The organism is Bacillus sp. FSL E2-8868, from assembly GCF_038005505.1.
GTDB lineage: Bacteria > Bacillota > Bacilli > Bacillales > Bacillaceae_G > Bacillus_A > Bacillus_A mycoides.
The window spans coordinates 69,989-87,834 of record NZ_JBBOTI010000002.1 but is presented as its reverse complement, the minus strand read 5'-3'; the positions used below and the strand labels follow the sequence as shown (position 1 = coordinate 87,834).

General features: G+C 31.6%; 12 protein-coding genes. 5 read left to right on the top strand and 7 right to left on the bottom strand.

What is annotated here, in order from left to right; translation table 11 throughout:
* Positions 1–38 precede the first annotated feature (38 nt).
* On the top strand, positions 39–2,648 hold the full coding sequence (locus NSS74_RS11430; protein ID WP_002141827.1) for a putative mucin/carbohydrate-binding domain-containing protein: 2,610 nt from the start codon (positions 39–41) through the stop codon (positions 2,646–2,648).
* Between the two features lie 681 nt (positions 2,649–3,329).
* On the opposite strand, the gene NSS74_RS11425 is transcribed toward NSS74_RS11430, so the two are convergent.
* Positions 3,330–3,584, bottom strand: a complete 255-nt coding sequence (locus NSS74_RS11425; RefSeq protein ID WP_080019764.1) for a DUF5065 family protein — start codon at positions 3,582–3,584, stop codon at positions 3,330–3,332.
* A gap of 523 nt (positions 3,585–4,107) precedes the next feature.
* Between NSS74_RS11425 and NSS74_RS11420 the strand changes: the two genes are divergently transcribed.
* Entirely contained in the window at positions 4,108–5,307 is a 1,200-nt protein-coding gene (locus NSS74_RS11420) for an NAD(P)/FAD-dependent oxidoreductase (protein WP_002141828.1), read from the top strand.
* 66 nt (positions 5,308–5,373) lie between these two features.
* The gene (locus NSS74_RS11415; RefSeq protein ID WP_340813623.1) at positions 5,374–6,810 is read left to right on the top strand and encodes an MBL fold metallo-hydrolase; all 1,437 of its coding nucleotides are present in this window, start codon (positions 5,374–5,376) and stop codon (positions 6,808–6,810) included.
* A 502-nt stretch (positions 6,811–7,312) separates the two neighbouring features.
* On the opposite strand, the gene NSS74_RS11410 is transcribed toward NSS74_RS11415, so the two are convergent.
* The 5 genes from NSS74_RS11410 to NSS74_RS11390 all read right to left on the bottom strand — a co-directional run bounded on the left by NSS74_RS11410 (position 7,313) and on the right by NSS74_RS11390 (position 14,934).
* On the bottom strand, positions 7,313–8,440 hold the full coding sequence (locus tag NSS74_RS11410; RefSeq protein ID WP_002141830.1) for a Ger(x)C family spore germination protein: 1,128 nt from the start codon (positions 8,438–8,440) through the stop codon (positions 7,313–7,315).
* A complete protein-coding gene (locus NSS74_RS11405; protein WP_002136423.1) occupies positions 8,437–9,540 on the bottom strand; it encodes a GerAB/ArcD/ProY family transporter in 1,104 nt (367 codons plus the stop codon). Before NSS74_RS11405 ends, NSS74_RS11410 begins: the two co-directional genes overlap by 4 nt.
* Positions 9,527–11,035 (bottom strand): spore germination protein, encoded by a 1,509-nt coding sequence (locus NSS74_RS11400; RefSeq protein WP_002141831.1) that lies wholly within the window; start codon positions 11,033–11,035, stop codon positions 9,527–9,529. The genes NSS74_RS11405 and NSS74_RS11400 overlap by 14 nt, the downstream gene beginning before the upstream one ends.
* Positions 11,036–11,878: 843 nt before the next feature.
* On the bottom strand, positions 11,879–12,922 hold the full coding sequence (locus NSS74_RS11395; RefSeq protein WP_002141832.1) for a Fic family protein: 1,044 nt from the start codon (positions 12,920–12,922) through the stop codon (positions 11,879–11,881).
* A 1,688-nt stretch (positions 12,923–14,610) separates the two neighbouring features.
* On the bottom strand, positions 14,611–14,934 hold the full coding sequence (locus NSS74_RS11390) for a hypothetical protein (RefSeq protein ID WP_002127477.1): 324 nt from the start codon (positions 14,932–14,934) through the stop codon (positions 14,611–14,613).
* A 445-nt stretch (positions 14,935–15,379) separates the two neighbouring features.
* Between NSS74_RS11390 and NSS74_RS11385 the strand changes: the two genes are divergently transcribed.
* On the top strand, positions 15,380–15,673 hold the full coding sequence (locus tag NSS74_RS11385; protein ID WP_002141834.1) for an ArsR/SmtB family transcription factor: 294 nt from the start codon (positions 15,380–15,382) through the stop codon (positions 15,671–15,673).
* Positions 15,674–15,855: 182 nt separating this feature from the next.
* On the opposite strand, the gene NSS74_RS11380 is transcribed toward NSS74_RS11385, so the two are convergent.
* Positions 15,856–16,980, bottom strand: coding sequence for an alpha/beta fold hydrolase (locus NSS74_RS11380; protein ID WP_002016994.1), 1,125 nt, complete (start codon positions 16,978–16,980; stop codon positions 15,856–15,858).
* Between the two features lie 147 nt (positions 16,981–17,127).
* Here NSS74_RS11380 and NSS74_RS11375 point away from each other — a divergent pair, with 147 nt between their 5' ends.
* On the top strand, positions 17,128–17,703 hold the full coding sequence (locus NSS74_RS11375) for a TetR/AcrR family transcriptional regulator (RefSeq protein ID WP_340813622.1): 576 nt from the start codon (positions 17,128–17,130) through the stop codon (positions 17,701–17,703).
* Positions 17,704–17,846 lie beyond the last annotated feature (143 nt).

The window sequence follows — 17,846 nt, the reverse complement described above, 5'->3', positions numbered from 1 at the left end:
AATCCTTAAATGTACTAAGGGAAAATGAGGGAGATAATATGGGGAATAACTCAAAATATAAAACTAGAAAAATACTTGCAGCTACTGCTACAGTAACTATGCTTACGACTGTAATGGTTTCTTCATCAGATGTCTTTGCAGAGGAAACAAAGCAGCAAAAAAAAATATCGACATCACTGCAAGAAGAAAAGTCAGTTAAATCAGAAAACAGAATATATACAGTCCCAGGAAAAGGGGATGTTGAGGTACTGAAACAACAGGAAAGAAAAAGTATGGCATTTAGTCCATATGAACCCACTGGTTTATATGCAAAGCCAAATGAACAAATAACGATTAATGTAGAAGGAAATCAAAATATTCAAGCATACATTGGAACGTATTCGTATGATGCTTCTTGGAGAGAAGATTCTAAAATAAAATCATTTACATTAAAACCTGGTATAAACACAATCCAATCTCCAAATGGGGGGATGATTTATTTTTATAATAAACAACAAGGTGGTACCATTCGAACAACAGTCACAACAGGTGGAACGACTACTCCTTTTTTTGAACTAGGAAAGCATACGAAACAAGATTTAATAAACATGCTGGACCAATATCCCAATGCACATGCAGTGGAGTTAAAAGGAGAACGTGTATTAATTACGGCCAGCCCTGCACGTGTTAAGAAATATTTGTTAGGTTCTAATACAGATCCTGTACAACTCTTAAAAAAGATGGATGAAGCTACTCGAATTCAAGACAAAGTAGCTGGTTTATCCGAGGAACAAGTAGATAAACATTATATTCATTACGTAGAAGAAAATCATTCTCCCGATTATTATATGTATGCAACTTCTTATCGAACCGCATATGTAGGAGATGCAATCCAATACGTGTTAAATATTAATAAATTTATAAAAGATGGCTGGGGTCCTTGGCATGAGGCAGGGCATTTGAGACAGCAATCACCTTGGAAGTTTTATAATATGACAGAAGTACAAAATAATATTTACAGCCTTTCTGTAGAAAAAGCATTTACATCTAATCAATCTTTTAGATTGCAACAGGAGGGCGCTTATACTAAGGCATTTCAATACTTAGAACAACCTAATAAAAATTATGACGAAGTTAGTGATGTTTTTGTTAAGCTTGTTATGCTTTGGCAACTACAGTTAGCATATGGAGAGGACTTCTATCCTAAATTGCATCAATTGTATAGAGACATGTCTTCAAGTGAACTTCCACAAACTGATGAAAATAAAAAACAATTATTTATGATTTCGGCATCAAAAGTAGCCAAACAAAATTTGATACCTTTCTTTGAGAAGTGGGGATTGCGTCCAAATAACGATACCATTCAAAAAGTGGCTGCATTAGGATATCCAATTTTAACAGCAGAGATTTGGAAGGGTACGGATTCTAATCCAATTAAACCAGATGTGCCTAATGAAAATAATATTTTAGAAGGAAGCCAATTTGCATGGTCACTAAAAGGGATTAGTGATTTCGAATTTGCTAAAATCAATTTCAATAAGTCGACAGAAGAAATGCAAATTGACTTAAAAGCAGGTGTACCGCATCATTATTTTAATGAAACATATGCGAGTATTAAAGTGCAAAATGCATCAGGAAAAGTAGTATACAAGAAAGACATTTATGGAAACAAGCAACAAAATGCTGAATCGCAAAAAGTTCCAGTCAAAGTAGGCGATTATATTGAGTTAACACATCTAGAAGGTGTGCATAGAGCTACTTTCACAAATGTAGACAACAGTAAACAAGAAAGCTTTGGAAAAAAAGCAATGTATGAAGTCACAAAAGAAGGCTTGAAGAAAGTAGAAAAAATGCCAGAAGCAACAATTTTAGATGGAAATCAATTTGCATGGTCACTAAAAGGAATTAGTGATTTCGAGTTTGCTAAAATCAATTTCAATAAGTCGACAGAAGAAATGCAAGTTGACTTAAAAACAGGCGTACCACATCATTATTTTAATGAAACATATGCAAGTATTAAAGTACAAAATGCATCAGGGAAAGTAGTATACAAGAAAGACATTTATGGAAACAAACAACAAAATGCTGAATTGCAAAAAGTTCCAGTTAAAGTAGGCGATTATATTGAGTTAACACATTTAGAAGGTGTGCATAGAGCTACTTTCACAAATGTAGACAACAGTAAACAAGAGAGCTTTGGAAAAAAAGCAATGTACGAAGTTACAAAAGAAGGTCTGAAGAAAGTAGAAAAGATGCCAGAAGCAACGGTTTTAGACGGAAATCAATTTGGTTGGTCTTTAAAGGGATATAGTGATAGAGAAATCGCAAAAGTAGATTATAATAGGGTAACAGAGAAAATGCAGGTGAATTTAGAAGCAGGCGTACCACATTCTTATTTTAATAATACGTATGCAAGTATCAAAGTACAGAATTCATCCGGTAGTGTTGTGTACAATAAGGAAATAGTGGGAAATAGACAGCAAACTGCTGAAAGACAAACTGTGCCAGTCAAAGTGGGAGATTATATCGAGTTTACCCATATAGAAGGGGAAGCAGTAAAGGAAAAGACACGGGCTACACTTATTAACCTTGAGAATAATAAACAAGAATATATAGGTAAAAAAAGAACCTATCAAGTTACTTCTACGGGATTAAACAAAATAGATTAACATGAAGAACATTCAAATTATTAGTAAGATGCTAAATGGTCGTTCATTATGAACGGCTATTTGGCTTTTATTTATATAAAAGTGAAATATAATCCAATGTTTAATGATTTATCAGAAGTAAAAAGGTAGGTATTATATAAAAGAAAATGAATAATTTATGCAGAGCTTGTATATGGTATTATTATTTAACTATTCTAAAATCAATTGATAAAAACGCTGGAATGTTTTTTAGAAAACAACTGAATCCATAGGTGGAATTTGGAAGATTAATTCTATTTTGGAGTTTATTTTTATAAGGAAATTCACATACGTGGATTAGTATTAAGATTCAAAATGTAAAATATCTAAAGACCTAAGTACAAGCACACATTTTAAATAAAAAAAGTGAGAAGAATGAATAACATTCTTCTCACTTTTAGCAATTAGGGTCGGCATATACATAAATATGCGTTTGAGTGGAATTTTGGATGAAAAATCCACATGCATAGTATACCAAAATATTTAAGGCCCTTCGTATGCAATATTGCATACGAAGAGTAGGTGGATATAATAGTTAACTTACTTCTATTAAAGGTAAAATGTGTTTATATTAAAAAAGTTAAAATCCAATTGAAGCTGGTTAAGATCTTAATTCTTCATAGCTACCTAATTAATCAATTTTAGCTACTGAGTAGGAAAGAGTTAATTAATTTGAAAATGATTTGAGTAGGTAAATTCTCCGTTATACTTAATTACTGCAATATATGTCCCTTTAGTATATACATTTGTAATTGGTGTTCTCCAAATTTCTAACCCTTTAGGCGTAGTAATAAATTCTGGTTCAATTGTAATAAAGCGTTGTAAAGTACCGTCAGGGTGAACCTTGAAAATCTTCATTTTGGCACCAAAATGCGCTCTACCAAAACGTTGAGTTAAGTAGAAATTATCTCCTGTTATGAGGTGTTCAATATTCCAGTCGGGTTGGTATGTACTATTTTCAGCTCCCTATAAATCAAAGGCTACGGGAAATATGGTAATAGCAATTCTCACATTATTGAGGGACTGGAAAAACAACAAAGACGTTCTCAAATGCATGTATAGATATTTATAACAAAGATTCAAAAAAGAATAGGTAATATAGCTATTGGAATAAGATTGTTTTTGTCTATCTCCTGAAAAGGAGGATGGACAAACCATACCAAAGAAACTTGCATTTCATTATCTATAGAAGTGTAATGTCATTAAAGTGAGATAGGATACAGGCTAATATTGAGAAATGTAAAGTTTGTAGAGTTTGAAACAAATTAAAGAAGTAACATAAGGGATTTACGCATATAGTAATGTCGACGGATAAAGTTAACGGAATATTCATTTTAATAAGATGAAATAATAGTATTTTTATCTTATAATATTGTTACTACGATGAAATAAGGCTAATAATTAGTTAACTTAAAAATTAAATTCAGATAGGAAGAGGATAATGAAGACCAGAGATAATTATAAAATTATTGTGATTGGCGCTGGGACTGCAGGACTATCTTCTACTGCACATTTGTTACGAAATGTATCCCTATTGAAAGAAAGTATAGCTATTATCGATTCATCTAAAAAACATTACTTCCAACCACTATGGAGTTTAGTTGGGGGAGGAATCGTTTCAAAGGAATGTACGATGCGTGATCAAGAATCACTTATTCCAAAAGGAGCAACGTGGATTCCTAAAAGTGTTGTTAAGTTGTTTCCAGATCAAAATAAGATACTTTTAGATGATGGAATGCTACTTGAATATGAGATTCTTATTGTAGCAGCCGGTATACAAATAAATTGGGGTGGTATTAAAGGCTTAAAGGAGTCTATTGGGACCAATGGGGTTTGTAGCAATTATTCTTATAAATATGTTGATTCTACTTGGAGAGAAATTGAAAAATTCAAAGGAGGAAATGCGATTTTTACCCACCCCAATACTCCTATTAAATGTGGTGGCGCCCCACAAAAAATTATGTATTTAGCAGAAGAGTATTTTTGTAATGGCGGTTTGAAAAACAGAAGTGAAGTAATGTTTTATTCTGCGAACGCTAACATATTTCAGGTACCGCGTTATGCTGAAACATTAGAACAAGTACTAGAAAGAAAGCAAATTATAACGAACTATAATAAAAACTTAGTAGAAATTATCGCTGAAAAGAGAGAAGCAATTTTTGAAGATACGCAAACACTGAAACGAGAAACAGTACCATATAGTATGATACATGTTGTTCCACCAATGGGGCCACCTAACTTTATTAAAGAAAGTGAGATAAGTGATTATCAGGGGTGGGTAGATATAAGTCCTTATACTTTGCAGCATGTAAAATATAAGAATATTTTTGGACTTGGAGATTGTACCAATTTACCTACATCTAAAACTGGAGCGGCAATTCGAAAACAAATACCTGTCTTAAAACAAAATATTTTGGACGTACTTAATGGAAGAGATTTGCAGGCTAATTATGATGGGTATACATCCTGTCCGATTGTTACAGGATATAAAAGTCTTATACTCGCTGAATTTAACTATGAACATGAGCCTCAAGAAACGTTTCCGTTTAATCAAGCGAAAGAACGGTATAGTATGTTTTTACTTAAAAGGTATATGTTGCCCTATATGTATTGGAATTTAATGTTGAAAGGGATTCTATAAGGAAAGATAGAGAGTTGTTGTAACAACCGAGAAGTAATTTGAAATAAGCATTTGGAGGGAATAGCTATGCTTTTAAAATATTTTTATGATGAAAAATTAGCTCATGCTTCCTATTTAGTTGGTTGTCAGAAGGAAGGCGTAGCAATTGTTATTGATCCCAGCCGCTATATAGAACAATATATAGAATTTGCTAAGAAAGAGGGAATGGAAGTAATTGCTGCGGCTGAGACTCATATTCATGCAGATTTTCTATCTGGGTCTAGAGAACTTTCCCTTCTTTTTAATGCAAATTTATATGTATCAGATGAAGGAGATAGTGATTGGAAATATCAAAATCTTAACGAGGGCCGATACAATTTGGTTAGAGAGGGAACAGAGTTTAAGGTTGGTCATATAAAATTCAATGTCATTCATACCCCAGGGCATACGCCTGAAAGTATTTCCTTTTTAGTAACCGATACAAGTCAAAATAATTATATGAATGATAAACCGATAGGAATATTCACAGGTGATTTTATATTTGTAGGAGATATAGGTAGACCCGATTTATTAGAAATTGCTGTTGGTATTAAAGATACCGCAAAAATAGGAGCGAAACAATTATTTGATTCTATACAAAAAATAAAAATATTCCCCGATTATTTGCAAATATGGCCATCACATGGTGCAGGAAGTGCATGTGGAAAAGCATTAGGAGCAATTCCAACTTCCACATTAGGTTATGAAAAGATGTTTAATTGGGCGTTTCAATGTAATGATGAAGATAATTTTATATCGAATTTATTGACGGGACAGCCAGAGCCTCCAAAGTATTTTCCATTAATGAAGCATTTAAATAAGTATGGTCCACCAACTCGTAAGAAGAGAGAGATTACTGCTATTTATATAATAGAAGAACTTCAAGAAGTGATGAGGGGTGTTCAGCAAATAGTTGATATAAGGGATGTAGAGTGTTTTGCTGCTGGCCACATCGAGAAGTCAATTAACATACCTTATAACAATTCTTTCACAACTTGGTGTGGGGGGATATTAGATTATAAAAAAGAAACTTTAATAATTTTAGATGCGGAAAATGTTAAAGTGGAGGAAGTTATTAGAGACTTTGAGTCCATTGGCTTAGATAATATTATTGCTTTTGCACCTTCAAAGGTAATTCAAAGATTCCATAGTTTAGAGATTTATAAGGAAAAAACATCAAATGAATTATATCCGTTAATAAAAGATGGAAGTGTAAAGGTTATCGATGTGCGTAGTAAAAAAGAGTGGGATGAAGGACATCTTCATGATGCAATACATATCACTTTAGGTAATCTACTTGAACGGCTAGATGATGTACCGAAAAATTGTCCAATAGTTTTACAATGTCGAACGGGGTTACGTTCTGCTATAGCAGCTAGCATTTTACAAAAAGCTGATATAAAGAAAGTAGTTAATTTAAAGGGAGGATTTCTTACGTGGAAAAAAGAAGGGCTCCCCTATACAAGATGTAATCAAGAAATTTGAAATATATCAAAAGAGTCAAATGGAAAGAAAATAGAATCATTTGAAATAATCTAAGGGGATAAATAATAAAATTCAATTGCTATCACTATGGGATATATAAACTAAAAATGATTTATTAAAGCCGCATTAAACGATAAAATTAAGCACAAATATGCTGATGTGTATCTATTCTATCAAAGTACATAAAACTAAAACTAAGATATTCGAACGAACTCAAAAAGCCGAAACCCCTTAACTTAGGAATTTCGGCTTTGATAATGGTATCTGGCATGTTTACTGCAATAGAGTTATAAGTTCTTAAATTCCTTAAATTAGAAACTTGTACTTGATTACCGTAGTTAAATTGTTGCCCTTTTAAAAGAACTGGTTAGAGAAAAAAGAAAAATCTATTGGTTAGCATTTAACCGAAAGATTTTTCTTTGAATTAGCGTCTTTTATATCATAATTATTGAGGAAGGGAAATTCGACTGAGAAATGCTGTCAAATAAAAGAATAGGCTAATCTAATTTCTAATGGTCCCAGTATCTTTTATTTTGACGTGTGTTTTTACAGTTATTTTAGCCTCTGCTAACGCTTGCAACCAATTTCCTTTTAGTTTTTTCCACTCGTTATATTGAAAAGCTCTAGCATATAACGATAATCCGATAGGATCAATTTTATTCTTTTGTAATTCATACAACATATTTTGTAATTTCTTATTAATTTCTTTTTGAACCTCATTTTCTAAATTATGTATGTTTTTTTTATTATCATAATGCTCCTTAATTAAATGTGCGTTAGTTTTTTCTATTATAGCTACATTAGCGTTTATATCGAAATTAAATACAAACTTTCCTTTTTGAAAATTAACATCTATTTTCCTAGTCGCATTCTGTATTAATATAGAAGTGTTTGGTTTTTGGCTGGATTTTTTAGGTGGAAGCACAAGGTGTAGTATCATCCGGCCTTTATTTTTGGGCTTATTTAAAAGATTGAAGAACTTAACATTTTTTTTAGGGATACGGCTTAAATATTTACCTTGTCGATCTAAAAGTGCAATTCCTACCGTGTCGATTTCATTCTTTGTTTTTTTTATAACTGGAACAGCTTGTGTCATTCCTTCTTCATTTTTTTCTCTCATTAATTGTTGAATCGTGGAAGAAACGGATTGATTATTTTGAATGGAGGATTCGATTACACTACTTATGTAAGATGGTAGTGATGGTTTATCGGGCTTATTAATTGTGAAAATTTCTTCTACAGGTCCATCAACAAGTACTACTTTAGCATTAATGGTAGCGTAAGGATCACGGTAAGAAGAATCAAGCTCCTGCATCCAATTTGCTTCTTGGGCCAATTTTTTCCCAATTAAAATGATTTCAGCTTTTGAGGCTGTCATATAGCCCGTTAACTTCGTATCTATTTTACTGAATCCATTATATACAGTGGATGCCCGCGTCCATTGCTCTATAGTACTTCTTTGCTGTTTATGATGAAAGAGTGGTATGCTTGTGCCCACTTTTATGTCTCCATTAGAAGTTCTATCTAAGGCGATTAACAGGATTAATGAAACCTGTTCAAGAGGGATTCTTTGACTACAACCGATTAAACATACACAACAAGTTACAATCCATATCCATTTTCGAATCAAAGTTGTTTCCTCCTAGTTAACCAAGTGAAAAGAATGCTGTATGCGAAAAAAAAGATTGGTAATAGAATAAAAAAAATGATATTTAAGATATCCATAAGAGAATATATAAACAAATATTGATCCACGTCGGGATTTAGAAAAATAAATAAGCCGACTATTAAAAACATAAAACTAACGAGCACCCAATTGCGAGCATTTTTTTGAAATAAAATGGTCACAGATTCAAAACTGAAAAATAAATACGGATATATTGTAGTAGAAAATACAATCAAATAGTAAGCGATATATATAATTTCTAATCGTTCTATGAATGAAAAACGAACCCCTTTTAACAAATGAAATACTGGCCAAATTACGTCTTTTATCCCCTCCGGACTAAAGTATATATAAGAAAGAATAGTCACATATAGATAGAAAAACATGGTTCCAGTATTCGCTATTAGTATTCCTTTTATGGCTTTTTGTTTTTTTTGTAAGAACGGATAAATAAAATATGCAATTTCTAAGCCAGCATAAGGGGTAATTGTTTCTTTTGTTGCTTTTACAATAGGGGATATGCCATCTTTAAAAATAGGTAGTAGGTGTAAAGGATTGTAGTTACTCTTTAATGAAAACAGAAGAAATAGTGGCATCCAAGCAGTGAAGAAGAAAACAAGCATAGAATAACTAGTAAGAGCCCTTATCCCACTCAATGATAAAATAATAAAAGGCAATAGTAATAATATGGCGATTTGATAAGCAGGAGTGGAAGGGAATATCCACACTTTTATAATGTCAGTTGCCTTTAATAAAGTATTAAAACCAGCAAAAAATAGATAAAAGGCATATAAAAGAAGAAAAATTGTTCCTAGCCATTTACCAAAGTATGTTTTTAAAATCTGTGAGAAATTTTTGCTAGGACTTTTTTGTAACATTAATACAATAAATACGCCAATTATAGAAGTAACCATCCATCCCAGAATGATAGAAATCCAGCCATCTGTGCCAGCGGTAGTAGCAAGTGGGCTTGGCATAATTAACATACCTGATGCAAGTTGCAGTGAATGGATGAAAACAATAAATTCAAATAAAGTTATGTTTTGAAATTTAAGATTCCCCATGCGAACCACCTTCTTTTTTCTTTTTTTGTTCCGGCTGTCCTGTACTCGAGCGGGTGGTGATCATGGAAATAGGAAATCTTACAAAAGAATCTTTTAACTCTTGGAGACGAAATGGTGCAATTGGCAATCCATATGGTGAACCATAGGAAGTTAATGAAACAAAATGAGCAAATAAGAGCATTAATCCACTAACAATACCTACAATCCCATAAAAATAGGCTAATAACATCATTGGAAAACGAATAAGCCGAATACAACTTGATAAATCATAATTAGAAACAATAAATGATGCAATGGCGGTAATAGATACGATAATAACCATAACGTTACTCACAAGACCAGCTTGAACAGCCGCCTGCCCAATTACAATCCCTCCAACAATTCCAATTGTTTGTCCAATTGGTTGTGGTAAGCGAATACCAGCTTCACGTAGCATTTCTAGTGTGATTTCCATTATAAAAGCTTCCAATAAAGGAGAGAAAGGGACTTTAACTCTTGACGTTGCAATAGAAGTGTATAGATCTAAAGGAATGATTTCAAAGTGAAAAGAGACTATAGCAATATAAATTGCGGGTAAAAAAATAGCTATAATAAATCCTGCAAATCGTAATAAGCGAAAAAATGATGCAATGAGCCAATGTATATTATAATCATCTGGAGTCTGAAAAAATCCAATTAAATTCATTGGGACAATCATCGCACCAGGAGATCTATCAATTAACACTGCTACTTTTCCATCAAGTATATGATTAGAAATGGCATCTGGGCGTTCACTTAAATAAGCCTGTGGAAAAGGAGTCCAATTTTGATCCTTTGTAAAATTAGATAGTTCTCCAATGCTCAATACCGCATCCGTTTTAATTTTACAGATTCTAGTTTCTATTTCTTGGACCACATCTTCGTTTGCTACATCCCCTAAGTAAATTAAATAGACTAAAGAAGTGGCGCGTTCTCCAATTGTCATTTTTTTAATTTTCAATTCAGTAGAAGGAATATATCGACGAATTAAGCCTATGTTTTTTGTGGCATTCTCAATAAACCCATCATGTGAGCCTTTAATAGTAACTTCTGAAATGGGTTCTTGAATCGCTCTTTCTGCCCAGCCTTTTGTATTTATTAGAAGGGACCTCTTTTCTCCTTCCATAAACAGTACACATTGTCCCTCAAGTAATCCTTCTTTAATTTCATTCCACGTATATACTATTTTGGTATGAGTAGCAATAATATTAGAATTAAATATTTGACTGTCTTCATTCACTTCTTGTAATAATGGTGTAACAACATTTCCTTTTAATGCAACACCATCTGTAAGGCCTTCAAAATAATATAGTAAAATATTCGTGTTTGTTTTTAATTGCAAAGGATGTTCAATCAAATCTGCACTAATATCAAAGATGTTAGCTAATGTATTTTTAAGTTCTTTTAAGTTACTTGTTTGGATTTTTTCAATGGTTTTATCTGTCTTTGTTTCTAGGGTCTTTTCATTTAAGGACAAAATTGACACCTCTTTAATATATAACGATTAGTTGTAGTTATTATTTTTATATGTTTGAATTTTATTCATTAATTTAAACGGATTGAGATCAAGAATAACTAAAATTGAAGTACTATATTATAAATTCAATAATTGAGAGTAAAAAAGTAGATGTAATTTGTGTAGAAATCTAAGTATCAAGATAGAAGTGAAATTTGAATGATTATAATAAAAAAGAACCCTTGATAGGTTCTTTTTAATAGTTGGTAAATATGTTGTCAACAATAGATGGCGATAAAGGTAGCAATTTAGATGTCTTTATGTTACTCAGCTGAATTTTGTAGGAAGAATTATTTTTTCATACCTCAATGCTCAATAAAAAAGGACATTTCATTTATTTGGGTGTTTTAGTGTATTTGAATTTTGCACGCTAACAAATTTTGTTTAGGGACAAAATGTGAAGTTTTATTCTGAAATAACAGAAAGTTAATGCGGCAAAATTCCTATTGGTAATTTGGATAGGTATCAAATATTTCTTTGGCTTTATTTTCTTGATATGACCGTACGTTTATATGTTTCTAAGGGAAAGAAATATTTTCATTTTTATTACCATCTATTGTTTGATTAAGATGGTAACACGAAAATGAAACGTTTACAACCAGAAAATAAAGAAAAAATATTAAAATGCGACTTTTTTCGACAAATATTTCTATAAAACGTTTTGTAGGAATTAGAAATAACTAAATTAGTAATAATAGCTTAATATATTAAAGTGAAATTCAATGAATAAGAGTCCAAAGGCATGAATTTAAATGATAAAGTTATAATTTTCTTTTTTGAACTGTAAGTGTTTTACAAGTATAGTTAAACTTTAATCCAACTAGCATTTCTTCCTTTTGTCACTAGCTTAATATGGCCAAACAATTGCAAGGAATTTAAAGCCTTACTGATTGTACTCTCTGCTATGTCTGGATATGTGTTACGAATACACTCCTTAGTAAAGGGTTGTTTTTGTTTAAGGATAAAATCCTGAATTCTCTCCACTTTAGTATGCTTACATATAGAATCTAGAACTGTATTATGAAGATCTTTGTACGCCTCTAATATAATAGTTAAAAACGTTTTTAACCAAAAGCTACTATTATGTTCCTCGCAGTACCAATTTACCGAAGATTTATAAATCGAATTGTAATATTCAGATTCACTTTTCTTAATGTATTTATCCAGACATACATATTTTACAAATGTATTTCCACTCTTAATTAATAGCAATTGCATTAACATAAGTGCCAATCTGCCGTTACCCTGATTAAAAGGGACTATGCAATAAAAATTAAATATAAAACGAGCTATTAATAAAAGTGAATGATGGCCCTTACTAGAATTTAATGAGTTATATTGATCACATAATTGTTCCATTACTTGTGGAATAAGCTCATGTGGAAGAATGCGGTAACTATTTAAGTGCATTCCGTTTTCAGGAATACCTGGAATAGTAAACGGTTTTTCGCGCCATTTGGCACTGTCAGAGGTAATGTAATGTATTAATTGAAAATGTAATTCCTGTATAGTCTCTGGATTGATTAATAAATCACAGGAATTCTTATGTACAAAAGTAAGTGTTTGATAAAAACAAAAGATAGCATCTTCCGAAATATTTTTAGGTACTATATCATCTAAAATAAGTTCTTTTAATCTTTTATTTGGGACTTTTATATCTTCATAGGTAGTAGTAAAGTTTTTTATGTAATGAAGTGGTATGGTTTTTTCTAAGCTAGTAAATATATCAGGATTTTGTTCCTGATAAGCAGCTAATTTTCCTTTTAATTCACTAATTTCACTGATTATATTTAATAGTCTCCTTTTTAATTCAATATTTTTATACTTGTCATCGAAAAAATTTCTCATTTTTATTCCCCCTGTAACCCCTTAACATGCTGTTACATAAATCTTTCCATTCTAAAGATAGTTTACAACATTATTTTAAAATAACAATATATTTATTTTGATTTTGAACTTATTTTAGAATCAAAATTGTTATTTAAATTTGATTAACGAGTTAGAACTTATGATTAATCATGTTTGAATAAAAAATGAATATACACAGATAGAAAATATAGTTTGACTTAAATTCCTTTTTATGAATTTACGAGATGAAAATATAATTTTAGAATTATTATTAGTGTAGTTTGCTGTATTATTGCTGGGAATTTACTAGAAAGTAACTAATTTTCACAAATAAAATAAAGAAATCTTAAAGAGGAATCAATAGGATCTAATTTGAATAGGCATAATCCTAACATTAAATGTGCAAATGTACAATAATTAAATGAAAAAAATATGAAAATATCGACTTTTTTCGACAAAATAAATTAAATAGAAAAACAATCTAATGTAAGAAAATTGTTGCTTTAGATGGTCTCTGCATTTCATAAATTAATATTGAAGGAATTATCAAATGATTTTTACGAGTAATAAAAGAGTAGATATATAAATTAAATTGTGACAATTATAAAGTTAGTATTCTCCATTTTCATTATTTAATTTAACAAATTTAATAATAGTAAGGTAACTTTTCTATATTTAATATAAGTATTTGATGGGGTATGCTCATAAAAAGTGTCATTTTCTATATATCCATGTAGCATTTAGCGCTTGTATTGCGAAATATTTTGACATAAGTTAATTTAAATATTAGGTACAGAAACATTTTAAGGAAAAGAGTCAGTATGAAAGTACCCTGAAAAACGTTTCACCCTAAAAACGTTTTTCCTCAAGAGATTTTCAGGAGCACTAAAGTTTTTTAATTTGTTTCTGTGCCTTATTAGATAAAAATAATATAATAAGTTGTTTAGAAAAGGTGAAAAATTCCCCCATTATAAAATGAATTCATATCACTTAACGTCCGTATCTTCTAGTTAAAGTAGGAATTTAAAGAAAAGGAAAGGGCTAGCTCTAGTTATAATTAGTGCAATAAATAGGGGGCTACTCAAATTTTTTTGTTTGATTTGGTAGGAGTAATATTTACGTTTGTTGGACTAGGTGTATTAAAGTGCATACCCTTTTTGATTCAACCGATGAGGCGCTAATCAAGGATTTAATCATCTAGAATTTAAAAAGGTTAAATGTGGAACTGAATTTTCTGCTAAATTAGTAGAGACTAAAACAATCCCCTTAAATTGAACTATTCACTACTTAACGTCCTGATAGATTGTTTGAAGTGTTAGTAGGCAAATCTAAAAATAAAAAAGGATATTCTACTCTTCTTTTATGTATATAAAACAAAGTGTAAGGTAAGTTCCAGATCCAAAGTGTTTTATTTAATATTCATTCAATCTCATGCGTACTACTTTTATTTTCTTAAGAGCATGTATTTGCGTGGATGCTCTTAAGAGAATAAAATGCCTAAAAAAATAAGTATAAGCATACATTTTAAAAATTGATATATCGTATATTATAAAAAACTCCTTGTTCTTCAAATAACGAACAATACAATGTGAATGAAACTCTCAGAAGAATTTACATATAGAATTCACCTTAACTCAAAAAAACACATTTTATGCAAAATTATATTTGCTGCTATAGAAGGGTGGGGGTTAACATGACCAAAACTTGGTGTAGGTCCGTATTCCTTGTAAAATAAGTGATTCTTTACTGTTTTCTCTAGTTGTATCTATTAATGATTCATCAGGTTTCCTTCCAGTGGAAGGGACATAAGTTGTTACTACCCTTGGAAATATATTAATAAACACCCATTCAAATTTGTCGATATTTCTATTTCCAAATTCTAATGTTTCAATTGGCTTAATTGTATTTTCTCTATCAAAAAATTTTATTATATAAAACCTTTTTGAGAGGTCACTACTATGTTCAATAGTCCAAATTAAATTTTCCATTTTCTTGATTTGCAACAAGTCCATTTCCAAAAATCCTTTCATACATAAATATAGCGAATGTTCCTATTCTATACTATATATTTTGAAATTTAAATAGTTATCTTATACGATGTGATAAAAAGAAGTTAATACTCTAAAATTTATCTTAGAAAAGGACACACCTACGCATACATATGCTATAGGTGTGTCCTTTTTTAGTTGTTTATAAGTTTCCTACAGAGTTATTGAAGTAAAGTTTCAACAGTGTCTCCATAGTGAAGTGAGATTCATTTAAACCGTATATTAAGTTCATATGAATCGCATATTGGAATTTCACAATATGTGTGTAAGGCGTTTCTGGAATTATATTATTTTGAAAATATAAACTTCAATATACCAAAAAGTAAGAATATTAAACCGTAATAATTTTAGAATATACTTCTAATTAAAAGACGTGCGGAAATGCACGGATAATAAAGGAGAATTTCTTATGACAATGTATAAAAGTGAAATGAAAAAGAGTGTAATAACTGAAGAGGATGTAGATATGTTAAAAATAATGGCACATCCAATTCGATTGCAAATTATAAACGAGTTAATTCAGTATAAAAAATGTAATGTTACACAATTGACGGAGCTTTTAAAAATTCCACAATCTACTGTTTCCCAACATTTATCGAAAATGAGAGGCAAGGTGCTAAAGGCTGAAAGAAAAGGCTTAGAGATGTACAATTATATTACTAATTTAAAGGCGAGTCAGATTGTAGGGATTTTAGGTTTGTAAATAAACAAAACTTCACACATATCATTATAAGTAAAGCACAGAATAATCCCCCCGCAAATAAGTGGGGGATTTCTTTTATGACAAAATATCAGTTTTTTTGAGGAGTGTCACGATAGTAACCATGTTCTAATGTGTTAGTATATGAAAAATTTTGAAAGTGCTAAAATGCTTGATATTATTCACTAGAAGTTATGTCGCAAAAATCTTTTAATTTCATCAAAAGCTAAGTGACGATGACCAGCCTGACAATGTTGTTCACCACCAGTTTTCTTAGTGAAAACTACAGAAGTGATGGAGGCTGCATTACATAGCTCCGATTCGATTTGCGGTAATCGGCTAATTGGAACGTACTGATCGTCTTCACCAGCCAGGAGCAATACTTCTTGATTTATGAACTGACCGATTCCTGCCATCGTATGTTTTTCAAAGTTTTTAAGTAAGTTAAATGGCGTTTTTTCACCTGTATTTTCCATACCTTTTTTAACTTTCCAGTTCAGGTCGATGCTGGTGGCCATCATTTGTTTAAACATGGTATTAATTTTGTCAGCTTCATTAGTAGCCAGAAGCGTGGTCAATTTATTCCAGATATTATCCGGCATGCGCATCTTGAGTGCATCAAGGCCACTATAAAAAATATTAAAGGCGATGACTTTGTCGATTCGTTTTTCAAAAGCGGCGGCACGCATTGCCAAGTAGCCGCCCCAAGAAGCTCCGAGAATACTAACACGGTCAAGTTTGAAATAGTCAATGACTGTGGAAACGGGCTTCTCCCAGTTGTGGATGAATTTTAAGCCGTTTTTCAGTGCTGTTCCTTGTCCAGGTCCATCAAAAACTATAATATTATAATTGATTCCTATGAGGTAGTTCATCATCTTCATCATTTCCTCCATGTAGGAATCGTAGCCTCCAAAGAAAAGTAGTGTATTACATGCGCCTGGTGTCATGAATTTGATTGCAGGAAGATAGGAATCTTCATAAGGAATTTGATAGGTTTCATACTCAAAGTCATGAAAGCCCTTATAAAAAGTTTCACGGTATTTTTGGTACACTTTTTCTTTTTTTGGATCGGAGGATTCCATATAAAACTCGGCAGCCTGATAATAAACCGAAGCCAGATCGAAGTCTTTCTGATGCTCCCGCATTGCTGCATATTCTATCCAAGTGTTATACCAGCTGTCCGTGTCTGTAAGTCTTGGGATGATGGCTTGCAAATCCTGATTTGCCCGCTCATCGTCTTGATAGAAATCGTTGAAAAAACGGTTAATTTGCAAATTGAACTGTTCGTTGTTTACATACTGTTTAAACATAAAATCCCTCCTTATATTTGACTACAAGGTAAGGATAAGAGAAGTATATTAAAGAAACAACAAGCAGGAAAGGGTAAGAAGTACGAAATCGAACCATAAGGATATAAATGGTTTGATAAGCAACTTTGGGAAGGAGATTGATTATTAATGGGAGAGGATGTTCGCGTTTATAAAACGAAGAAAAATATTTCTAATACACTTATTACCCTCTTGAACGAAAAAGAGTTTGGGCGAATTACAACTAAAGATATTTGCATACATGCTATGGTGAGTAAGTCCACATTTTACAGCCATTTTGCAGATAAATATGATCTTTTGGAAAAATTAGTGCAAAATTATGTCTGCTGGTTCAAGGAAGAAATTGAATTTCGTTTCGCATTAATAGAGAATGGAAATGTGGCTCAAGCTATTAATATGATAACCGATAAGATCTCAGCGCGAAAAAAAGAGGTTGCAACTTTACTCCATGTACGTGTTCCCTCAGCGGATTTACGTTTAGAATTAGAAGCCATTTTATATAATGCCTGCTATTCCTATTTGAAAGAGCAGCAGGTTGAAGTAAGTGTGCCGATTGACTTTGTAGCTCAGTTGTATACAGCAAACGCAATGGTGTCAATTAATTGGTCGCTGAGCAACGATAAAAATCCAGATGTGGTTAAACTAATTGATAATATGCAGGGATATGTTTTTGATCTGATTTTGTCAGGTGGCGAGAGAATGTAATAAATCATGAAACCTGCTTAATAATGTAGTTATCGTGTGGGGTGTGGTTGTAAAAAATTAAGTAATCGATATTTGGATTTTTTGTGAATCTTTATTGGTTTTTTATAAACTCTTTACTACATAATGTTACAAAATAGAATTAA